Here is an 18,015-nt window from a genome sequence, read left to right as displayed (position 1 = left end):
AGGTGCTTAATCCTTCCTAAGAATATGCATCTCGTTCGTTATACATAAAGACTCACACAATAATTAAATATTAAATAAATGATGTGATAATAAGTCATTATTTCTTTCGTTTTCGTTCTAAATATAGGTGCTATATTTAATAAAATAGAAACAATCAATTGTTAAAACCAAAATGCCCTAGCCATACCAGGTATTACATCCGAAAAAGCCACCCAATCTTCCACTTTTACCCACCGAATTAGATAACTGCAATCTGCACAAATTGTTAATGCTATAACGAAATCATTGACTATTCTCCTTATAATTTCAAATTAACAAATTATGGATATGATGTTACAATTATTTAATAGAATACTAAATTTATACAGTAGTACTATAGTTTTATGATATGGGAATATAAGAGGATGTTAGTAATGAAACAATTTTTATCTTTTAATCAAACTATTCGTATTCGTATGCTATTAAAATTTTTTACTGTACTTACACAAACAACTGTCATGCCATATACTGTTGTTTATTTTTCTGCAAAAATCGGACCATCATTAACAACAACTATGATTATATTTATCGGAATTATTAGTATGACAGGATATCTTATAGGAGGGAGATTTACTGATAGTTTTGGTAGAAAAAGAGTGATCATAACCAGCGAGATCATAGCTGGAATTGGTTTTATTATTGTAGGCTTTTTTGATTCGTTACATTACTTTTATGCAATACCTATATTAATATCATTTAGTTTTGTTTATTTCTTTGAAAGTGCCGCAAACCCTGCATATGCTGCTTTAATTATTGATGCAAGTAATGATCATAATAGAAAAATTATATATACATACTTTATGTGGTTTTCAAGTGTTGCCTTTGCTGTTGGAAGTCTATTGGGAGGATTTCTATTTGAAAACTATTCTTTTTGGTTATTTTTCTTGGTAGGTATCACTTCATTGATCTCTGCTATTTTCACCAAATTCCTTATAAAAGAAGAAATATTAGCAGAATCTAATAATCAATCATTAAATCTCAAAGTTGATGAGCCTAAAAAGATAACAAACAGAAAACCTAGTATTATTAACCTTTTTTCACACTTATTCATTTTTCTTTGTATAGGTCAACTATTATTAAATATTCTTAAAGAACAATTTCCAAATTATTTAAGTATAAGAATCGTTTCTAATTATCCTGTCGAAGGTTTAAATATATCAGGTTATCAAATGATTGGATACTTAAACCTAGAAGACACAATCATAATAACTTTGGGGGCAGGTATAATACTTAAACTGACAAGAAAGCTTTCTGATAGAAGCAGTCTAATCATAGGTTTACTATCATTGGTAGTGGGATATATCTTTTTAAGTTATTTTATACATCCGGTATCCTTATTACTGGGAATGATGTTTATATCTGTTGGAGGTTTAATTTATTTGCCCACATTACAAGCGATTACAGCTAAAGCAATTCCTAAGCAAAGTAGAGGAACACATTTATCAATTCTTGGGTTAGTAGGAGCTTTAGGTGGACTTTTATCTAGCTTTTTCATTTTGGGAATGGAATACATCCCTGAAATAGGTATAACATATATTTTTATTTCTATCGGTATCTTAGTAATCTATATTTATATTAACGTCTATAAACTTGCACACATTAAAATTACAGAAGAAAACGCGTATGATACAAACAATTACTCTAAAAGTAATGTAAGAATAAATTCTTAACTATTCATCATAAAAAATTACTTCCCCATTTTATTGCATAAGAATCGCAGTTGTAATTGTTCCAATAATGTATGCTAACGATATAGTCATCCAAAATGTATGTTTTGCAGTCTCAGCTTCAGGATTAGCTGAGGTTTTCCTAATGATTATTACTAAATTCAGACAAAATACTATAGCAAATATAGGGTTTAAATAGATTGCACCATATATTAAAAATTCCATTTTTCTCCCCCTATTTTCAATAACAAAATAATTTTGCCATTTTAAATTCTCAATCAGTTCTATTATGTTACTGCTCCGCTAGCTTGAATAGTACGTAATCCTTCATATAATCCTAACGTTAATATCATTATTTGGGCAAAAAAGAAGAAAATCTGATTAAGCTTAATATGTAAAATAAGTTAGTAATTTATCGAGAGAATCGATTTCGGCATATGGTCTTATATTGGTATCATTCTTGATTCTATGTGGATTGAACCATATCCCGTCAATATTCGCATTTTGACAACCCGCAATATCCTTTTCAATATCGTCGCCAATGAATAATGCCTCTTCCGGTTTGACATCAAGTTTTTTTAATGCCATTTCAAAAATGCGATTGTCAGGTTTACTTAATCCCACTTCTTCAGAAATAATGATGATATCAAAACAACTATTTAAATTAGTGTTATGTATTTTAGCATTCTGTCTCTGAGTTGTGCCGTTTGTGATAATTGCAACTTTAACATGCATCTTTATTAAATTGACGATATTTAAAACATCTTGGTTTACAGAGAAACACTGAGGAAAATAATGATTCCAAAATTCTTGAATGTGTTCCCGTGGCAATCTATATTGGGGTGGAAAATAATTAAAAAGTGATTCCAAAACGTTTGTTTTATCACTATAGCCGTATTCTTCTTTATCATAGTCTTTGAATCTATGTAACATTTCGGTTGCAACTGAATGTTTAATATTTTCATAACACTTTTCTAAGATAATTGAGAACAGTATTTCTACAGCCCCATCCCTATTAAGTAAGGTATCATCTAAATCAAATAGGATTGCCTTTTTACCTCGCAAATAAAATCCTCCATTTATGATTTTTTTTATTTATACATTTCAATCATTTTAGGAGATCCTGTGATCATTTCCCCTTATCTATCCAATTATTTATTTATTCTAACAACTTAATGAGGATTTTGACAATAATACCCACTGAACTATTCTTCCCTTTAGCTTAATAACTTCAACTAAAATAAGCGATAATCCTTCTTGGATCATAGAATCCGTTTGTTTAAGTACATTATTTTCAAACTGCGTAATAATAATTCAACCTTTATTAGTAGTCTTCTTACCACTTCTCGATTTTAGCGAGTGGTTTACCAATCAAAGGACAGTAGTTAGCAAAATGTTGTGATTTTAATCCGAATAGTATTATTGACAATTGGATAAAAATGTATTATTGTATCTCTAATTATACAACATATTGTAAAAATGCAACGAAGAGGAAGAGTAATTAATCACTCGAATCTTAGAGAGCCCATTCTGGTGAAATTGGGCATTCGAGCTTAATGAATGAAGCCTTGGAGCAGTGACTGAAAAATTGGAGTAGGTCTATCGGGTATTTCCCGTTAAAGAAATTTACAGCCAGATCATGAAGGGCTGTATCATGAGCGGGTTTTTAACCAATTTAGGTGGTAACGCGGAAGCAAGTCTTTCGTCCTTATATAGGATGAAGGGCTTTTTTATTTTGTATTTAAAGGAGAAACCCATTATGTCAAATGAGAATCTAGCAGAACTGTTATTTCCGGATGTCAGGCAAGTACCTGCTGATATTTATTCACTATACCCGCCAAGAGATTTACCCTCATCGGCTTTGGTAACACGTTTTGCACCGAGCCCAACGGGTTCATTGAATATTGGCGGACTTTACGCAACTTTAATATCGGAAAGATTAGCCCACCAAAGTAATGGAGTATTTTTTCTTCGTATCGAAGACACAGATAAAAAGCGTGAAATAGATGGCAGCCTCGAAAACATCATTAATTCATTGTCATACTTTGATATTCATTTTGATGAGGGACCTCAGCTTTCAGGCGAAGATAAGGGGGATTACGGACCATATAAACAAAGCTCACGAATACAAATCTATCAGGTGTTTATTAAGCATCTAGTGCGAAATGGATTAGCGTATCCCTGCTTCTGTGATACGGACGATTTACAAAAGATAAGAGAAAACCAACAAGACATAAAAGTAACAACAGGATACTATGGTCAATGGGCCAAACATCGAGATATTACTTTTGAACAAGCCAAGGAAGAGATTTTAAATGGTAAACCGTTTGTTATAAGACTTAAATCTTCCGGGTCATCAGATAGGAGAATAACGTACCATGATTTGGTGAAAGGTCCGATTGAGGTACCTGAAAATGACCAAGATATTGTGATTATGAAAACGGATGGTTTACCAACCTATCACTTCGCTCATGCCATAGATGACTTTCTGATGGGTACAACCCATGTCATTAGGGGCGATGAATGGCTTTCTTCAGTGCCGATCCATATTCAATTGTTTGAAACCTTAGGTTTTAGAATACCGGAATTCGGTCATATTGCTCCCATCATGAAGCAAATCGGAGCTTCTAAACGAAAGTTTAGTAAGCGTAAGGATCTTGATGGTACGGCTGAGTACTACAAAGAACAAGGATACCCAGGAATCGCTATCAGTGAATACTTCATGAATCTCATTAATTCCAACTTTGAAGAATGGAGAATGGCAAATCCTAATCAATCATTTAGAGAGTTTTTTATTCATACTGAGAAAATGAATGCTAGTGGTGCTTTATTTGATATGAATAAACTGGATGACATCAGTAAGGATGTTATCTCCAGGCTCACGGGTCAAAAAGTCCTTGAGTATTTATACACTTGGTCCAAGGAGTTTGATTCTGAGCTTTATAGTTTAATTGACAGGAATCAAGATTACACTTTAAACATTCTAAATATAGGAAGAACCATTGAAAAACCAAGGAAAGACTATTCAAAGTGGTCAGATGTGAAGCCAATGATTGCATTCTTTTATGATGAATTGTTTGAAAAGAAAGTATTGAGTGGATACAAGTTACCTACAAGTGTAAATTTTGATGTTGCGAAAGAAATTGTACTAGGTTTCAGCAAATCTTATCGGTTTAATAATGAAAAGGAGGCTTGGTTCCTTAATATTAAAGAACTTGCTGGGGAACTTGGATTCGCAAAGGATATGAAGCAATATAAAGCCAATCCTAACAATTACAAAGGGCATGTTGGTGATGTAGCAATGGTAATTAGGGTCGCTCTAACTAACAGAACCAATACACCTGATTTGTTTAATATTATGAAAGTAATGGGCGAAACAAGGGTTCTTTCAAGAATGGAGACATTTTTCGGTGATTCCATTTAACCAATTTAAAAGAATATCAACAAATGACCGGACATCACTTTCCCGGTCATTTTTAACTCTATTTTATATAGCCACAACCTTCAGATTAAGCACTACCAGCCTAAGCTCTACTATTATTTATGGCACGGTTCACTTCTATTGGTCGTAAAAAAATCCTACTATCTGCCTCAAATGCTGATTGGGCATATGCAGCATTGTTTATGTAAGGTGTATGAAAGGTTTCAAAGGTCGATATTCTTAATATTGTATCCTCTAATAAAATCCTATTCTGTGAATCTAATGCCCTTGTTGTGCTCGTAAATATGGTACTTAAAAATAAGTGGATCTTTTTGTATTAATTCCCTTGAACATCCTTATTTTTAAAGAATTAATGAAACTCCACTTAACCCTATTATAGTAAGTAACATTAATAGTGAATAATTTCATCGTTTTGTACTGAGATAATTCCCTCCAGGTAAAAAATTCTCATAAAATTATGCCTGTAACTCAACTTCAACAAAAATAGCTACTAATCCTGCTTACGATCGGTTGCTTTTTTTGAAACGAAGAAAACAAACTGAACGATACTTATTTGGACAGTAAAGGCCTCGTCATACAAACGTTATCCTTAAAATCGAACTTTTTATAAAAATCATGTGCATCTGATGTTGCTAAAGCAAATGCTGTAAATTTAATTTCTGGATGGTCAAATATACATTCCATTAACCATTTTCCTAACCCTTTACCCCTGTAATGATCATCCACAACAACATCTAATATCCATGAAAAAACAGCTTTATCTGTAACTATCCTAGCAAACCCTACTTGTTTTCCGTTATGATACACCCCGAATGATAAAGAGTTGTTAATGCTTTTTTCAATGGCTCTAATTCTCTATTCGATGCCCAATATGTTGTAGATAGTAACTTAGAGACATCTTCAAAATTTATTCTTTCTTTATCGTCACTAACTATAAAATCTTCTTTATACCACTCCACTATTGCTCCTCCAAATCTATAATAGACATTTCAATATATCATTCTATACATAAAGTGTAATTACCTTGCCAACACTCCTGCGCCGTTAGGTCAAGATTAATCATACTGTGAGGCTTTTATTCCACTAAACATACCTATTAGTCAAAAAGCGAATGCTCTTATTGAACACTCGCACATATGTTGAAGCTGAAACTTCACTTAGTTTTTTACAAGCAGCTCAAGATCAAGCAATTCATCTAGCTTATTTATAATATAAGTTGGTTTATCAATACCCCTAAATTCTTTGTTATTGCGATTTATCCAAACACTTTTAATCCCCACATTCGTTGCTCCTGTAACATCACTTGAAAGAGAGTCACCAACGTGTAGAACCTCGTCTCTTGATAGACCACTTAATTTAAGGGCTTGTTCAAACATTTCCGGACGTGGTTTATATGATTTTATATCTTCGCTCGTAATAACTTCTCTGACTTTTAATTTATGAAATTCAATTGCTGTTTTCACATCAAAAGTATCAATATTCGAGAGTATATAGACGGGAGTTGTATTTCGTTTAAAAAAATACAATGAGTCATTAAAAATAGAAGGTTTCATCCAATGATTAAACATTAGTTCGCTTAATACATTTTCATCTAACGAAGATCCAAAGTGAGAAAGTGTATTTTTTAAAGAGATAGTCTCTAATACTCTTTGTGTTTGAAAAGTCTTGCCGTGACTTTCTTGAAATAACTCAGAAAAACTATTCCACCATAAGCCCCCAATTTCCGATATTGTGGCCTCTGTCTTTGAATTTTCTTTTATTTGCTTACAAATATTTGAGATAATCTCACCATCTTCATGTACCACAGTTCCATAGAAATCTAAAAATAATGCTTTAGCACACAAAAAATCTCCCCCAAAAGATAGTTCCTATATATTTCGGTTTATAAAGTTGTACTTTCATTCTTCTATTTCCCAATGTTTAATACCCTATGTGTATACCCCTAACCTTAAACTGAGCCGATATTGGCTCCGTTTTTTGACTTTCATCTAAAATTTGGCCAGATACTTTTCCATCCGTATGATTCACATAGATTTTAGAGATTTTCTCATCATTAATACGTCCTAAATTGATGACTACTCTTAGTGATTCACCTTCCGAAACTATCATTCCTTTTACTCAAACAAAATTTCTTTTTAAAGGGGGGAACGCCTACGCCGCCGCCCTATCTTAATAACCTTTTTTTATCTTTAACATCGAGTTAGCATTTTTCTGGAATTCATATGGTACTCTAACTTCTTCTATTTTACAGCCATTATCAATAAGGTAACTTATTATGCTATCTAAATGGTTATATCTTTTGCCCTCTAAATCAACTAAAGGGAAAATACGCACTTCCTCTTTCGTGACCCTCATTAATTCATTTAACGTTTCTATATGAAATTGATAATCTAATCGATCCGCATACATAAATAGAAAATGTGCGGAGAGAAGAATATCAAATTCTTCATTTTTAAACGGTAACAAAGGTAAGGTAACGGGAACATATCTTTCGCTAGATTCCCTCATATCACTCGCACAGTTTAGTAATGCACTCAAACGATGATTTCTAAGACTATCAATATCTTTAAAATAATCCCATTTGTAATTTCTTCGAGCTTTTTGTATATGCTCCATTGCGTGTTCAATATCCTGGAGGCCTTTATTTTTCAGGACTTCACCCGAATGATAATAGGCAATATCACAGGCTGTTACGTCTAGACCTAATTTATTACCAACAGCAGTAAATGAACAAGCTCCTGCTGGACAATCGAGTATTTTCTTTCCTTGTAGTTCTTCCTCTGAAAGCGAAAACATCTCCAAATACTCTTCAAAGGTTCTACCAATAAAAATAATCCGTTCTAAATCTAACTTTGTATACTGCTCAGCTCTACTCAACTAAACTCACCTCTTCCAAAAGATTGAATTTATTTTACCATTAATAAAATGGAAATTGTTACCTTTATGTTTACTTTTTTTTATTACACAAACCATCCTATTTACCTTATAAAGAAATCCTTTTCTCGAGTGATTCAACTTGTTTGCTACTCTAAAAAGGTTCAATAAAAGCGGTAATCCTGCTTCTTTGGATTAGCGCTTTTATTGAACAATTATTATATTACCTTACTGGAACATTAAATTCTTTTTTATAGAACCTTACCGGAATATTAAAGTCTTGCTTGTAGAACCGGTCTGAGCCTTCAGTTTGCCACATAATAGAAACAGAATATTCCTTTGTATTTTTTGGGACAGGAAAGTTTTGAACATATATAATTTCTTCATTTGCAGCTTCAACACTTTTTCCTTTAGTTTGATTCACAGACATTCCATAATCATACGTTTTACCTTCTTCTTTTCTAAAAGTATGTACAGTCACATTATGTTTTTCACCATTATTGTTAACAATTCTCAACGAATAAAAATCCGCATTCTCATGATCTTCAGACATATGTCCATTCATCATCTCAGCTTCATCTATAGTTAGGGTCCATTCATCAGACTCAAACGAAATAGGCTCTTCCCTTGATTTCGCCTCAGTGAATTGCGGTAAAGATAGGATTACTACTGTAATCATTCCAATGACTATGATGTTTTTCATTAATAAATCACACCCTCAAAAAAAGATTTGGGGTTAGTATTTACATTCTTTCCTCTTATTATTATATTTTAATGGCTAAACTTCCCTAAATTTGCTGTTTAGAAATGTTTGGTAATTTTCTTGCTGAAAATTTTCATAAGCAAAAAATCCATCCTATAAACATAGGCGATCCCTACTTTTAGAAGAGGCCTAAAAAAGAGGCTGCATATTTTTTACAAAAAAAAAGCCACAGCGACATTGTCACTGCAGCATTTTCACAAACCTATCACTCTAATCCATAACCAAATGGAAATAATGGATCTTCTTTATCATGTTGATTCACTTGATCCATATTTCTTGGCCAAGTGTATGAAAGTTTTCCGGTGAAAGGATAGTCTCCAAATAAGACGTCCGCTACACCTGCTCCCTCTGAACCTGGAAGCCATGACGCAACGAACCCGTCCCAATCATTCATTTCGTCTGTAATGATCATAGGTCTCCCGGATAAAAGCAAGACCACCATCGGAGTACCAGAATCTTTGACCGTCTCTAGTAACTGCAAATCTTCCTCACTGAGTACTAAATTCTCGCGGTCTCCTTCGTATTCTGCATAGGGCTCTTCACCCACAACAACGATTGCCACGTCATGCTTTGCAGCATCCAAACCATCCTCGCTGTATGAAACGGCAGTGCCGGCTTGGGCGATTCCTTCAAAAATAGTAGTTCCTTCAGTTAGATTAGCGTCTGTGGACCCTTGCCACTGCATCGTCCAGCCACCTGATTGAATTCCGATATTATTTGACTTTCTACCCACAACAACTATATCGGATTCCTTTGATAATGGCAGTGTATCATTTTCATTTTTTAATAATACCTGAGATTTTCGGACAGCTTCACGAGCAAGCGCACGATGTTCTGCTTGCCCAACACCTTCAGCAACTAAATCTCGATTGGCTAACGGTTCTTCAAACAACCCGTTTTCAAATTTGACACGTAAAATTCTCGTTACGGCATCGTCAATTCTTTCGATGGATACCTCTTCCTCTTCTACTAATTGTTTAGTTACAGACAGAAACTGCTTCCAGTCGGTAGGTATCATAAACAAATCGATTCCAGCATTAATACTTTGCTTAATAGATTCTTTAAAATCATTTGGTACTATTTGCTGTGGACCATTGTAATCCGAAATAACAAATCCGGTAAATCCAAGCTCGCCTTTAAGCACCTCGGTAATCATGTGATAATCTCCATGAGTTTTCAACCCATTAATACTACTAAAAGTAACCATTACCGTTCTAGCACCAGCGTCAATCGCTTCCTTAAAAGGCTGAATATAAACCCCAAGCTCTTCCTCTGAGTATTCAGTCACATTTCCTTGGTCAATTCCATTTAAAGTAAGACCATCACCTACAAAATGTTTAATACTAGAAGCAACGTTTTCCCCTTTGAGAAAGTCACGATCTGATGGCATGCCTTGTAGCCCTTCTACGATGGCAGTTCCGAGTGTTGCCACCTGTTTTGGATCCTCACTATACCCTTCATACGTACGACCCCAACGAATATTTTGCGGTACACATAAACATGGTGCAAAAGTATAACTAATCCCTGTCGCACGTACTTCTTTTGCTGTTGCGCTACCAATGTTCCTCATTAACTCCACATCATTAGCAGCACCTAAACCAATATTATGTGGGAATATTGTCGCATCTTTAACGTTGTTATGCCCATGGACGGCATCAATACCATAAATAATAGGTATGCCAAGTCTCGTATTCAGTGCGCCATGTTGATAGTCATCCACCATATCCGCCCAGCCTTCAGGTGTATTCTTTTCTGGTACAGAGCCTCCACCACTTAAGACCGATCCTATCCCATATGTAGTAATGTCACCTGGCTTTACAGCAGCCCGCTCTGGCTGGACCATCTGACCGATTTTTTCCTCCAATGTCATTCTTGTTAGTAGATCTATTACACGGTCTTCTACTTGAGCGGAAGAATTCTTGTATATTGCATCACTATCCGGCTCCTCTCCTCCGCTCAGTCCATTTACTTCGTCCTTGTTCAAAGCTAGTACTAGAAAAACAGCAAGTACTATAGCAACAGCTATTACTATATAGACCACACGCTTAGCAGTCACGTTCATCATCCCCCTATAAAGTGTATTCGCTTTCACTATTGTACCACTTTTCTGGTTAGGAGGAGGTTGATGACTATTACCACCCAGTTTGTCCCTTTAGTAGCAAAATATAGCGACATAAGTCTATAAAAAAATGGGTTATCTTCTTGACTTAAAACCTCCATTATAAGGGTAGAACAAAGAAAAACCCTGCTCAATTTATTGAGTAGAGTTTTAAAATTATTGTTTTGCTACATGGGAACCAAAGAATAATCCATATAATTACTCCAATAACACAAAAGAAAAAACTAAACAGGTAGCTACTTGAAAGACTCTTTATATAAGAGCGTGTTTTCTCTAAAAAGAATACTTCGATCTTATAACAAAAGTATATTGATAAACAGTAATAGGCTATATAAATCCAAAGTGTTATTGGATGTTCAACATTAAATTTAACACCTCCCAATGGTTTATTAAATGAGACCAGCAGCTGCTGATCTCTGATTTCGCTTATTATGAAGTGCACCCTTTTGCTTAAGAAAGTCACTGTTTTTTTAAGATATAAAAAAGGTGGTCACTTTATATTAGCAACAACCTTTACATTATCTCTTTATACGCTTTCTTTCAGTTCTTGAAGGTAATATGGTAATTACATCAATATATCCATCATTCATTTTCATGTACTGTATAGTAAATGATATAGTTTAACATTTTATGTCTACTTTTACCGTATATTAATCTTCTTAGCCCTTTAAAGCTTCCTCTTTCAACTAATTGACCTATGAAAGGATTACCAGAAAGGTTATTATCAATATAATCAATTATTTCATCTTCTTTAACGTACCACCAGTTTAAAGTCTCTTCTCCTTGCTCAGAAAAGAAATTTTGAATTTTATCTAAACAAAATTCAAATTCCTCTGTAAAAAGAACAGTATAAGGCTTTTTATTTTCTCTTTCCATTACGCTTAGATTTCAGCTCTCTTCCAGAATACCTTTTCATATCTGGGTTGTCTAAATACCTAGTCAATGAATCTTTAAGTTCAGGATATTCTTCAATTTCTTGTGCTAAATCAGAATCTAAAGTATGCTCTATTCTTTCTGAATCACCTTCTACTTCAACAGATACTAATTTACCATTCATAACAAAAACACCTGACTCTCTTCCATTTAGAGCACTGAATAATTCTTGTTTTGCCTGATCACTCATTGAATTCATTTAGATTTCACCTCAGTTTAATTATATCAAATTTCTCTAAAAGAATTCTATTCAAAAGTAATACATTATTAACTTGGCATCCAATACTCTCAAAAATCCTTACGATTAAATCCAGGTCAAACTTGTTTATGTTACTTAAACATTTCAGAATAAACTGCTCATTTCACCCCACGAGAACCTCCTAACATTAGGAATGAGGGTACTGGTAATAATTGATATTCCATTTGGAATATAGTCGTGAACTGACGGTTCACTGGAAATAGGTTTCTCTGTATGTTTAATTAATGTTCTCCCTTGAATAGTATCTATTTTAAGAGTTCTATCTGTAAATAGTAGGACTAACAGTTTCAATAAATAATAACCCATCATACTGTTCACTTGGATTGAGCTTATACTCAAAAAAACCTTCTTCATAGGTACTTAATGTCTCATTTAACCATTCAGGTCTGGTCCTTTCATTGCTAAGGTCAACCCAAAATGCATGATCTTCATTTTGCTTCAGAATCCATTCCAAATCCGTACTTTTCTCCTTTGGCGGAATACTATACCTTTGTCCATCAGAAACGATAGAACCTGAATCCATAAATAATCCCAATACGTAGCTCTGTTCTTTTATAGAATCTGGAAGAATGGTCCCTAAATATTCTGGCATAGGCTCATACATTGTTTTTAGGTCTTGATCCACCATGTTAATCTTATTTGCATCTTTCATAATATGGTAGTTATGATACCAGAATAATATCTTCTTATCTGGATACCTCTCTTCAGTGAGCTGAATGAATTGTTCTAGAGCTGCATGATCTCGTAAACTTATATTTTTCTGATAATCATTGGTGTATTCTGTTAAATCCAAATATCCTTCATCATAAACTTCTTGTAAGACCCACACCCTATGCTTAATAGATTCTATTAATGTTGGAATCATATCTTGGCTATTAGGGTAAGTTTCTAGAAGACTCTCTTTTTGTTCTTCAACAAATTGTAGAACCTGTTTATATTTCTGAGTTAGTTCTTCTCGTTCTTCCTGACTAGTAAGATAAGAGGTTTGTGCATATTTTTCTTCTGTATCTTTCACTAATGCAGCCATATCTGAGTTAATGGGTAGAAACCATTCTTGTAAGAACGATCCTAGTTCATATTCTGTTAAATTTGTACCTGCGTATTCTGAAGTGAAGCTAGTAATATCTAAACCCGTCAATATTAATGGATCATCTGTTTGTGCTTGATCACTTATATATTTAAAGAGTTGAAGAGTAGCATCACTATGCCAAGTAGCCCAAACTGAATATTTCATTAGAGTATGATAAGAGAGATCTTTTGCTGCGGAGTATGCGATATTCGCTTCGGGGAAGCCTGTTTCAAATACCAACACATCAAAATCTAGTTCCTCGTGCAGATACGGAATTAGCTCAGTCTTAACTTGATTAAATTCTGCAATACTGTGACCATTTTCACCCAGAAATAGATACTTTTTATCTTTAAGTAGATCCTTTAAGAAGTCGAAATTCTGAGCTTTTCCTAAATCAATTGGAAACCCATACTCGTTAAAATACTCCTTATATATGTTCTCATCTTCTTCAGGTTCACCATCAATTTCTTTTACAGTCATATTTTCGTCTGATAATTCAGGTTCGGTCGTACAGCCTAGAAGCAATAATGATATCAAGAATAATAAGAATAAACATTTCAAGTTTCGAATTGTAAACCTCTCCTTTCTCAACAAACTTAATTTAAGGAAACTGAAATTTTTATTAACTAGATATTCTTTAATAGGAAATAAAATCCTCCTTATTGAACTAAACATATCCACAAAAAAAGCCACTAATCCTTTTAGGATCAGTAGCCTTCTAAACTAGAATTACAGCCTTTAATAAAGGAAATGTAAACAATCGAGCATACTGCATTATAGAACGCTAAATTCTAAAATAACCTCTGATTCTTCTAATAATTCACCCGTATTTTTAAACCCTATTGATTCATAAAACTTTATAGCATTAATATTTGTTGGTTCAGTTGATAATCTAATATATTTACAATCTTCGTTTACACTCAGTCTCTCTATAACAATCTCCATTGCTTCCTTTCCATACCCTTTTCCTTGAAAACGATGGTCAATCATCATACGTGGAACCCAGTACTTATTCTGATCCTCCAAGGATGGGTCATAATCTGTCATTACAAACCCAATTACTTCTTCACCTAGATATATAACATAAGGTGTATAACACGGATTAACCTTTGACTCACCAATCGAATATAAATTTGAAACAACTTGTTTTTCCTGTTCTTCTCTTAGCTTTAGATTTATACATTTATAGAAATTATTTAAAGATAAGTCTCTTACACTTACTGTTGTCATTTACAGTCCACCTTCTACCATTACTAAGTTATACCTATATCAGCATTCCTAATAAACTGATTATATAGTTTTTATGATAATCCAGTTGGTACTATTTGTAAATCAGTTCTCTCTTTGTTCACTACTCCATCCTCTTTCAAAAAACTAGATTTAAGAACTAGGATTCGATAATATAATAGTGAGATCATTAAAAAGGGGAAGTGAATGATTCATGACAAAAGATTTAGGTCATACATATTATAAAGAATTAATTGATTTGCAAGATGTAATAGGTTTAGAAGCTCAAATTCAACGTTTACTTGATATTCCGATTGAATCTGTTTCCGACCTAGAAAAGTGGTTAAAAGAAGAAAAGAATTTAATGATTAAAATCACAGAGGCGACAACAGGTCATCTAGTCGACTTCTACCGAAACACAGAGGATCCAGATATTAAGTCGACTTATCTTCATGATCAGCAAGTTATCCAACCACTATTAATGAAATATGAAGCAAAACTAAATGAGAAATTCTGTGAGTCTCCATATTTACAACAATTAGATGAAAAACGTTACGGCTTAATGCGACGTGTTCGCGAGTCCAAAGTTAAATTGTTTAGAGAAGAAAACATTCCATTAATGGTAAAAGAACAAGAACTTAATACGAAGTATAGTGAAATCATGGGAGGTTTAACGGTTGAATGGGAAGGAGAGGAAAAGCCTTTTCCGTTTATCCAATCTAAACTTGACCATCTAGACAGAGACGTGCGAGAAAAAGCTTATCACGCAATGATGTCAGCCCATCGTCAAATTAAGCCTGATATGGATGCAATCATGGACGAGCTCGTTCAGCTACGACATCAAATTGCTTTAAATGCAGGGTTTGAAAATTATCGTGATTATATGTTTGTGGTGAAAAACCGTGAATATAGTGTCCAGGATTGTTATGACTTTCATGAAAATGTAGAGAAGCATATTATTCCAGCTTGGAATCGACTGGCTGAGGTATTTCAGTCTAAGCTTGGTGTCGATACTTATCGCCCTTGGGATAACACCGCTAAATTGATGAAAAATCCACCATACGCTGAGGTTTCTACTCTTATGGATGGAGTTTCAGAGATGCTAGGTAAGACTGACCCTTATTTTGCAGACCGTTTTGATTATATGAGAGAAAATGGGTTACTAGATCTTGGAGATCGTAAAGGAAAAAGCCCTGGAGGTTTCTGTACCTCACTACCAGTTTCAGGGGATACCTTTGTTTTTGCGAACTTTAGTCCATCCTTTTTCTCTTTAATCGCATTAATTCATGAAATGGGTCATGCGGTGAATGGGTACCTCGAGTTTACCGAACACGGCCCTATTGAAGACTACCAACAGCGTATGGAAATTGCTGAGCTGTATTCTCATGGGATGGAATTGCTTTTATTGGATAAGCTGGATCGTTTTTACCCAGAGGAAGAAGATTTTAAGAGCGCACAGCGTGAAGAGCTAAGACGTGCATTTACCATGTTATACGGCCCATTGGCAGGGGATCTCTTCCAGCATTGGATGTATACGAATCCTAATCACACCGCTAAAGAGCGTGATGAAAAATATTATGAAATTTCAAAACGTTATGGTTTAAATCCAGTTGATACTACTGGGCTTGAGGAAGAAGTTGGAATGAGCTGGGCAGGAACCCTTCATTACTTCCAAGTTCCTTTCTATAATATTGAGTACTCAATTTCAATGCTTGGTGCCCTACAATTACTGGAAAACTATCAGAAAAACCCAGAGAAAGCTGTTGAATCCTTTAAAAAAGGTGCAAGTGCGGACTACAACCAATCCATTGCAGCTGTTTATGAAGAAACTGGCGTAAGTTTTGATTTTACAGAGCCGGCTGTTAAGCGAATGGGTGAATTCCTGGAGAAAGTCATTCAAGACATTCATTAACAAAGTGGAAATCAGGCACGGATTCTGATAAAAATTTCTTTTTGAAGGCACAGCTAGTGAGAAGAACTAGTTGTGCCTTTTGCTTTACTCATCATTTGCGACCAAGGTTATAAAAAGAAGAGTAATAACTGAGATACTACCGCTACTAAAATAAGGGCAAATGGGTATGCTGCTGCATATGCAATTGCTGGATCCTCTGACTCAATCAATTGATTAACCGCTCCTAATCCAGGTGTACTTGTCATTCCACCACAAAGGGCACCGAGTGCATGAATCATGCTTAAGTGAAAGATCTTTCTAGCAATAAGAAATCCTATAAAAATGGGGACAATGGTAATAATAGCCCCAGCCAGAATTAAACGGATTCCCTCAGTTTGAATCACAGTAACAATACCTTGTCCCGCTGTTGTACCAGCTCCTGCTAAAAATAAGGCGAGACCTATATCACCAATAACTTGATTAGAAGGCTGATAGTATCTTGCTTTAATTGGACCTAGTTTCCCAAAATGCCCTATGATTAGAGCAACAAACAATGGTCCTCCAGCAACTCCTAACGTAAGTGTTCCTAAACCAGGTATATGAATTGGAACCATGCCTAACAAAATTCCCAATAATAGAATGATACTGAGTGAAAGGATATGGACATTAGTAACCGTCAACTTATTTCGAGTGAATAGATTCTCAACATCATTTAGTCGGTCCTCACTACTTACTACAGTTAAAACGTCACCACGTTCAAGACGCATTCTAGTGTTTTGGCTATATTCTATACCGGCGCGTTCAATTCGTGTTACGGTTACTCCATAGTTTCTTCTAAGATTAAGTTCCTTGATGTTTTTACCGATCATGTCATACGAATCGACTACTACTTTTCGTAGCTTAATATGATCAACATTTTGCAAGTCAGACGGCACTTCTCTCCCTGCATATTTACAAAATTTTTCTAGTTCTGTTCTATTACCAATCGTGACAAGCCGATCCCCCTTTAATAGAACCGTGTCACTCAGAGCAATGATACTACGCTTGCCTCGGATTACACGACTAATCACAACCGAGTAATTTTCATGGAGTTTTAGCTCCTGCAAGGTCTTTTTGTTAATTGTTGGGTTCGTCACTTCAATTGATATCATTTCTGGTGATTCTTCATTTTTAATGGGGTTCATTTTCTGTTGCAAATCCTTATACACATCTACCTTTAATACACGTGGCAATAGTTGAACAAAAAGGACTACTGCGATTACACCAAAGGGGTAAGCAATCCCATAACCAACTGATGCATTGGGATCATTAGTTGCCTGAAGCGCTGCTGCAAGGCCGGGTGTACTTGTTAATGCTCCTGTCATGATTCCAATACTTAACGCTTCCGAAAGATTAAATATTTTTGAAACAATAACTGTTGTTATAGCAGCTATTAAAACAATTAGAATACTTATAAGTCCAAATATCATTCCACTCGTACGAATCATCCTAAAGAAACGTGGTCCAGCCTGAAGTCCTATTGCTACAACAAATAAACTTAGCCCAAAGTTTTGAACAATTGGGGATACCTGATAGCCAAAATGGCCAAAAACCATTGCAAAGAGAAGGATTCCAGCTGAGCCAAGACTAAGGCCTTTGACCTTTATTTGGCCAATCCATGATCCTAAAAATAGAATGAAAAATAACAAAAACAGTGGTTCCTCTAAGAACCCTTCCATCCACCTCATTCTAA

At 34.7% G+C, this 18,015-nt stretch carries 17 protein-coding genes, 1 pseudogene and 1 other annotated feature; of the genes and pseudogenes, 3 read left to right on the top strand and 15 right to left on the bottom strand.

Annotated features, from left to right (window positions below; all coding sequences use genetic code 11):
* Positions 1–97: 97 nt before the first annotated feature.
* A pseudogene (locus M1D60_RS08820) lies at positions 98–305 on the bottom strand (hypothetical protein).
* A 108-nt stretch (positions 306–413) separates the two neighbouring features.
* Between M1D60_RS08820 and M1D60_RS08815 the strand changes: the two are divergent.
* Positions 414–1,709, top strand: coding sequence for an MFS transporter (locus tag M1D60_RS08815; RefSeq protein WP_456278789.1), 1,296 nt, complete (start codon positions 414–416; stop codon positions 1,707–1,709).
* Positions 1,710–1,739: 30 nt separating this feature from the next.
* Here M1D60_RS08815 and M1D60_RS08810 read toward each other — a convergent pair whose 3' ends face one another.
* A complete protein-coding gene (locus tag M1D60_RS08810) occupies positions 1,740–1,931 on the bottom strand; it encodes a hypothetical protein (protein ID WP_456278788.1) in 192 nt (63 codons plus the stop codon).
* A gap of 162 nt (positions 1,932–2,093) precedes the next feature.
* Positions 2,094–2,753, bottom strand: coding sequence for an HAD family hydrolase (locus tag M1D60_RS08805; RefSeq protein WP_456279396.1), 660 nt, complete (start codon positions 2,751–2,753; stop codon positions 2,094–2,096).
* Positions 2,754–3,181: 428 nt separating this feature from the next.
* Positions 3,182–3,419 (top strand) — a binding site (T-box leader).
* 46 nt (positions 3,420–3,465) lie between these two features.
* On the opposite strand from M1D60_RS08805, the gene gltX reads away from it, so the two are divergent.
* The gene (gene gltX / locus M1D60_RS08800; RefSeq protein ID WP_456278787.1) at positions 3,466–5,130 is read left to right on the top strand and encodes a glutamate--tRNA ligase; all 1,665 of its coding nucleotides are present in this window, start codon (positions 3,466–3,468) and stop codon (positions 5,128–5,130) included.
* Between the two features lie 567 nt (positions 5,131–5,697).
* Here gltX and M1D60_RS08795 read toward each other — a convergent pair.
* From M1D60_RS08795 to M1D60_RS08745, 11 genes are all read right to left on the bottom strand, one after another.
* Positions 5,698–5,955: a GNAT family N-acetyltransferase gene (locus tag M1D60_RS08795; protein WP_456278786.1), complete on the bottom strand. Its 258-nt coding sequence runs from the start codon at positions 5,953–5,955 to the stop codon at positions 5,698–5,700.
* Positions 5,931–6,107 (bottom strand): hypothetical protein, encoded by a 177-nt coding sequence (locus tag M1D60_RS08790; RefSeq protein WP_456278785.1) that lies wholly within the window; start codon positions 6,105–6,107, stop codon positions 5,931–5,933. Before M1D60_RS08790 ends, M1D60_RS08795 begins: the two co-directional genes overlap by 25 nt.
* Positions 6,108–6,305: 198 nt before the next feature.
* Positions 6,306–6,992, bottom strand: a complete 687-nt coding sequence (locus M1D60_RS08785; RefSeq protein WP_456278784.1) for an HAD family hydrolase — start codon at positions 6,990–6,992, stop codon at positions 6,306–6,308.
* A 76-nt stretch (positions 6,993–7,068) separates the two neighbouring features.
* Positions 7,069–7,257, bottom strand: a complete 189-nt coding sequence (locus tag M1D60_RS08780) for a hypothetical protein (RefSeq protein ID WP_456278783.1) — start codon at positions 7,255–7,257, stop codon at positions 7,069–7,071.
* A 60-nt stretch (positions 7,258–7,317) separates the two neighbouring features.
* A complete protein-coding gene (locus tag M1D60_RS08775; RefSeq protein ID WP_456278782.1) occupies positions 7,318–8,025 on the bottom strand; it encodes an SAM-dependent methyltransferase in 708 nt (235 codons plus the stop codon).
* A gap of 220 nt (positions 8,026–8,245) precedes the next feature.
* The gene (locus tag M1D60_RS08770) at positions 8,246–8,725 is read right to left on the bottom strand and encodes a hypothetical protein (RefSeq protein WP_456278781.1); all 480 of its coding nucleotides are present in this window, start codon (positions 8,723–8,725) and stop codon (positions 8,246–8,248) included.
* Positions 8,726–8,990: 265 nt separating this feature from the next.
* A complete protein-coding gene (locus tag M1D60_RS08765; protein WP_456278780.1) occupies positions 8,991–10,850 on the bottom strand; it encodes a glycoside hydrolase family 3 protein in 1,860 nt (619 codons plus the stop codon).
* Between the two features lie 636 nt (positions 10,851–11,486).
* Complete coding sequence (locus M1D60_RS08760) at positions 11,487–11,780, bottom strand: type II toxin-antitoxin system RelE/ParE family toxin (RefSeq protein ID WP_456278779.1); 294 nt, start codon at positions 11,778–11,780, stop codon at positions 11,487–11,489.
* Entirely contained in the window at positions 11,764–12,036 is a 273-nt protein-coding gene (locus M1D60_RS08755) for a hypothetical protein (protein ID WP_456278778.1), read from the bottom strand. Before M1D60_RS08755 ends, M1D60_RS08760 begins: the two co-directional genes overlap by 17 nt.
* A 319-nt stretch (positions 12,037–12,355) precedes the next feature.
* Positions 12,356–13,726, bottom strand: coding sequence for an erythromycin esterase family protein (locus M1D60_RS08750; protein WP_456278777.1), 1,371 nt, complete (start codon positions 13,724–13,726; stop codon positions 12,356–12,358).
* Positions 13,727–13,939: 213 nt separating this feature from the next.
* Positions 13,940–14,395, bottom strand: coding sequence for a GNAT family N-acetyltransferase (locus tag M1D60_RS08745; RefSeq protein ID WP_456278776.1), 456 nt, complete (start codon positions 14,393–14,395; stop codon positions 13,940–13,942).
* 211 nt (positions 14,396–14,606) lie between these two features.
* On the opposite strand from M1D60_RS08745, the gene M1D60_RS08740 reads away from it, so the two are divergent.
* Complete coding sequence (locus M1D60_RS08740; protein ID WP_456278775.1) at positions 14,607–16,304, top strand: M3 family oligoendopeptidase; 1,698 nt, start codon at positions 14,607–14,609, stop codon at positions 16,302–16,304.
* A 107-nt stretch (positions 16,305–16,411) separates the two neighbouring features.
* Here the strand turns inward: M1D60_RS08740 and M1D60_RS08735 are convergent, their stop codons facing one another.
* Positions 16,412–18,010, bottom strand: coding sequence for an aspartate:alanine exchanger family transporter (locus M1D60_RS08735; RefSeq protein ID WP_456278774.1), 1,599 nt, complete (start codon positions 18,008–18,010; stop codon positions 16,412–16,414).
* Positions 18,011–18,015: the final 5 nt, after the last annotated feature.

The sequence above is a fragment of the Bacillus sp. AK128 genome (genome assembly GCF_053903075.1).
Note: the sequence above shows the minus strand (reverse complement) of the source record. Positions and strands in the feature narration are given on the sequence as shown.

Excerpts from the sequence above, each read along its gene's own strand:
- M1D60_RS08815 (WP_456278789.1), top strand. The coding sequence starts at position 414 with ATGAAACAATTTTTATCTTTTAATCAAACTATTCGTATTCGTATGCTA.
- M1D60_RS08810 (WP_456278788.1), bottom strand. The coding sequence starts at position 1,931 with ATGGAATTTTTAATATATGGTGCAATCTATTTAAACCCTATATTTGCT.
- gltX (WP_456278787.1), top strand. The coding sequence starts at position 3,466 with ATGTCAAATGAGAATCTAGCAGAACTGTTATTTCCGGATGTCAGGCAA.
- M1D60_RS08780 (WP_456278783.1), bottom strand. The coding sequence starts at position 7,257 with ATGATAGTTTCGGAAGGTGAATCACTAAGAGTAGTCATCAATTTAGGA.
- M1D60_RS08770 (WP_456278781.1), bottom strand. The coding sequence starts at position 8,725 with ATGAAAAACATCATAGTCATTGGAATGATTACAGTAGTAATCCTATCT.
- M1D60_RS08765 (WP_456278780.1), bottom strand. The coding sequence starts at position 10,850 with ATGATGAACGTGACTGCTAAGCGTGTGGTCTATATAGTAATAGCTGTT.
- M1D60_RS08760 (WP_456278779.1), bottom strand. The coding sequence starts at position 11,780 with ATGGAAAGAGAAAATAAAAAGCCTTATACTGTTCTTTTTACAGAGGAA.
- M1D60_RS08755 (WP_456278778.1), bottom strand. The coding sequence starts at position 12,036 with ATGAATTCAATGAGTGATCAGGCAAAACAAGAATTATTCAGTGCTCTA.
- M1D60_RS08745 (WP_456278776.1), bottom strand. The coding sequence starts at position 14,395 with ATGACAACAGTAAGTGTAAGAGACTTATCTTTAAATAATTTCTATAAA.
- M1D60_RS08740 (WP_456278775.1), top strand. The coding sequence starts at position 14,607 with ATGACAAAAGATTTAGGTCATACATATTATAAAGAATTAATTGATTTG.
- M1D60_RS08735 (WP_456278774.1), bottom strand. The coding sequence starts at position 18,010 with ATGAGGTGGATGGAAGGGTTCTTAGAGGAACCACTGTTTTTGTTATTT.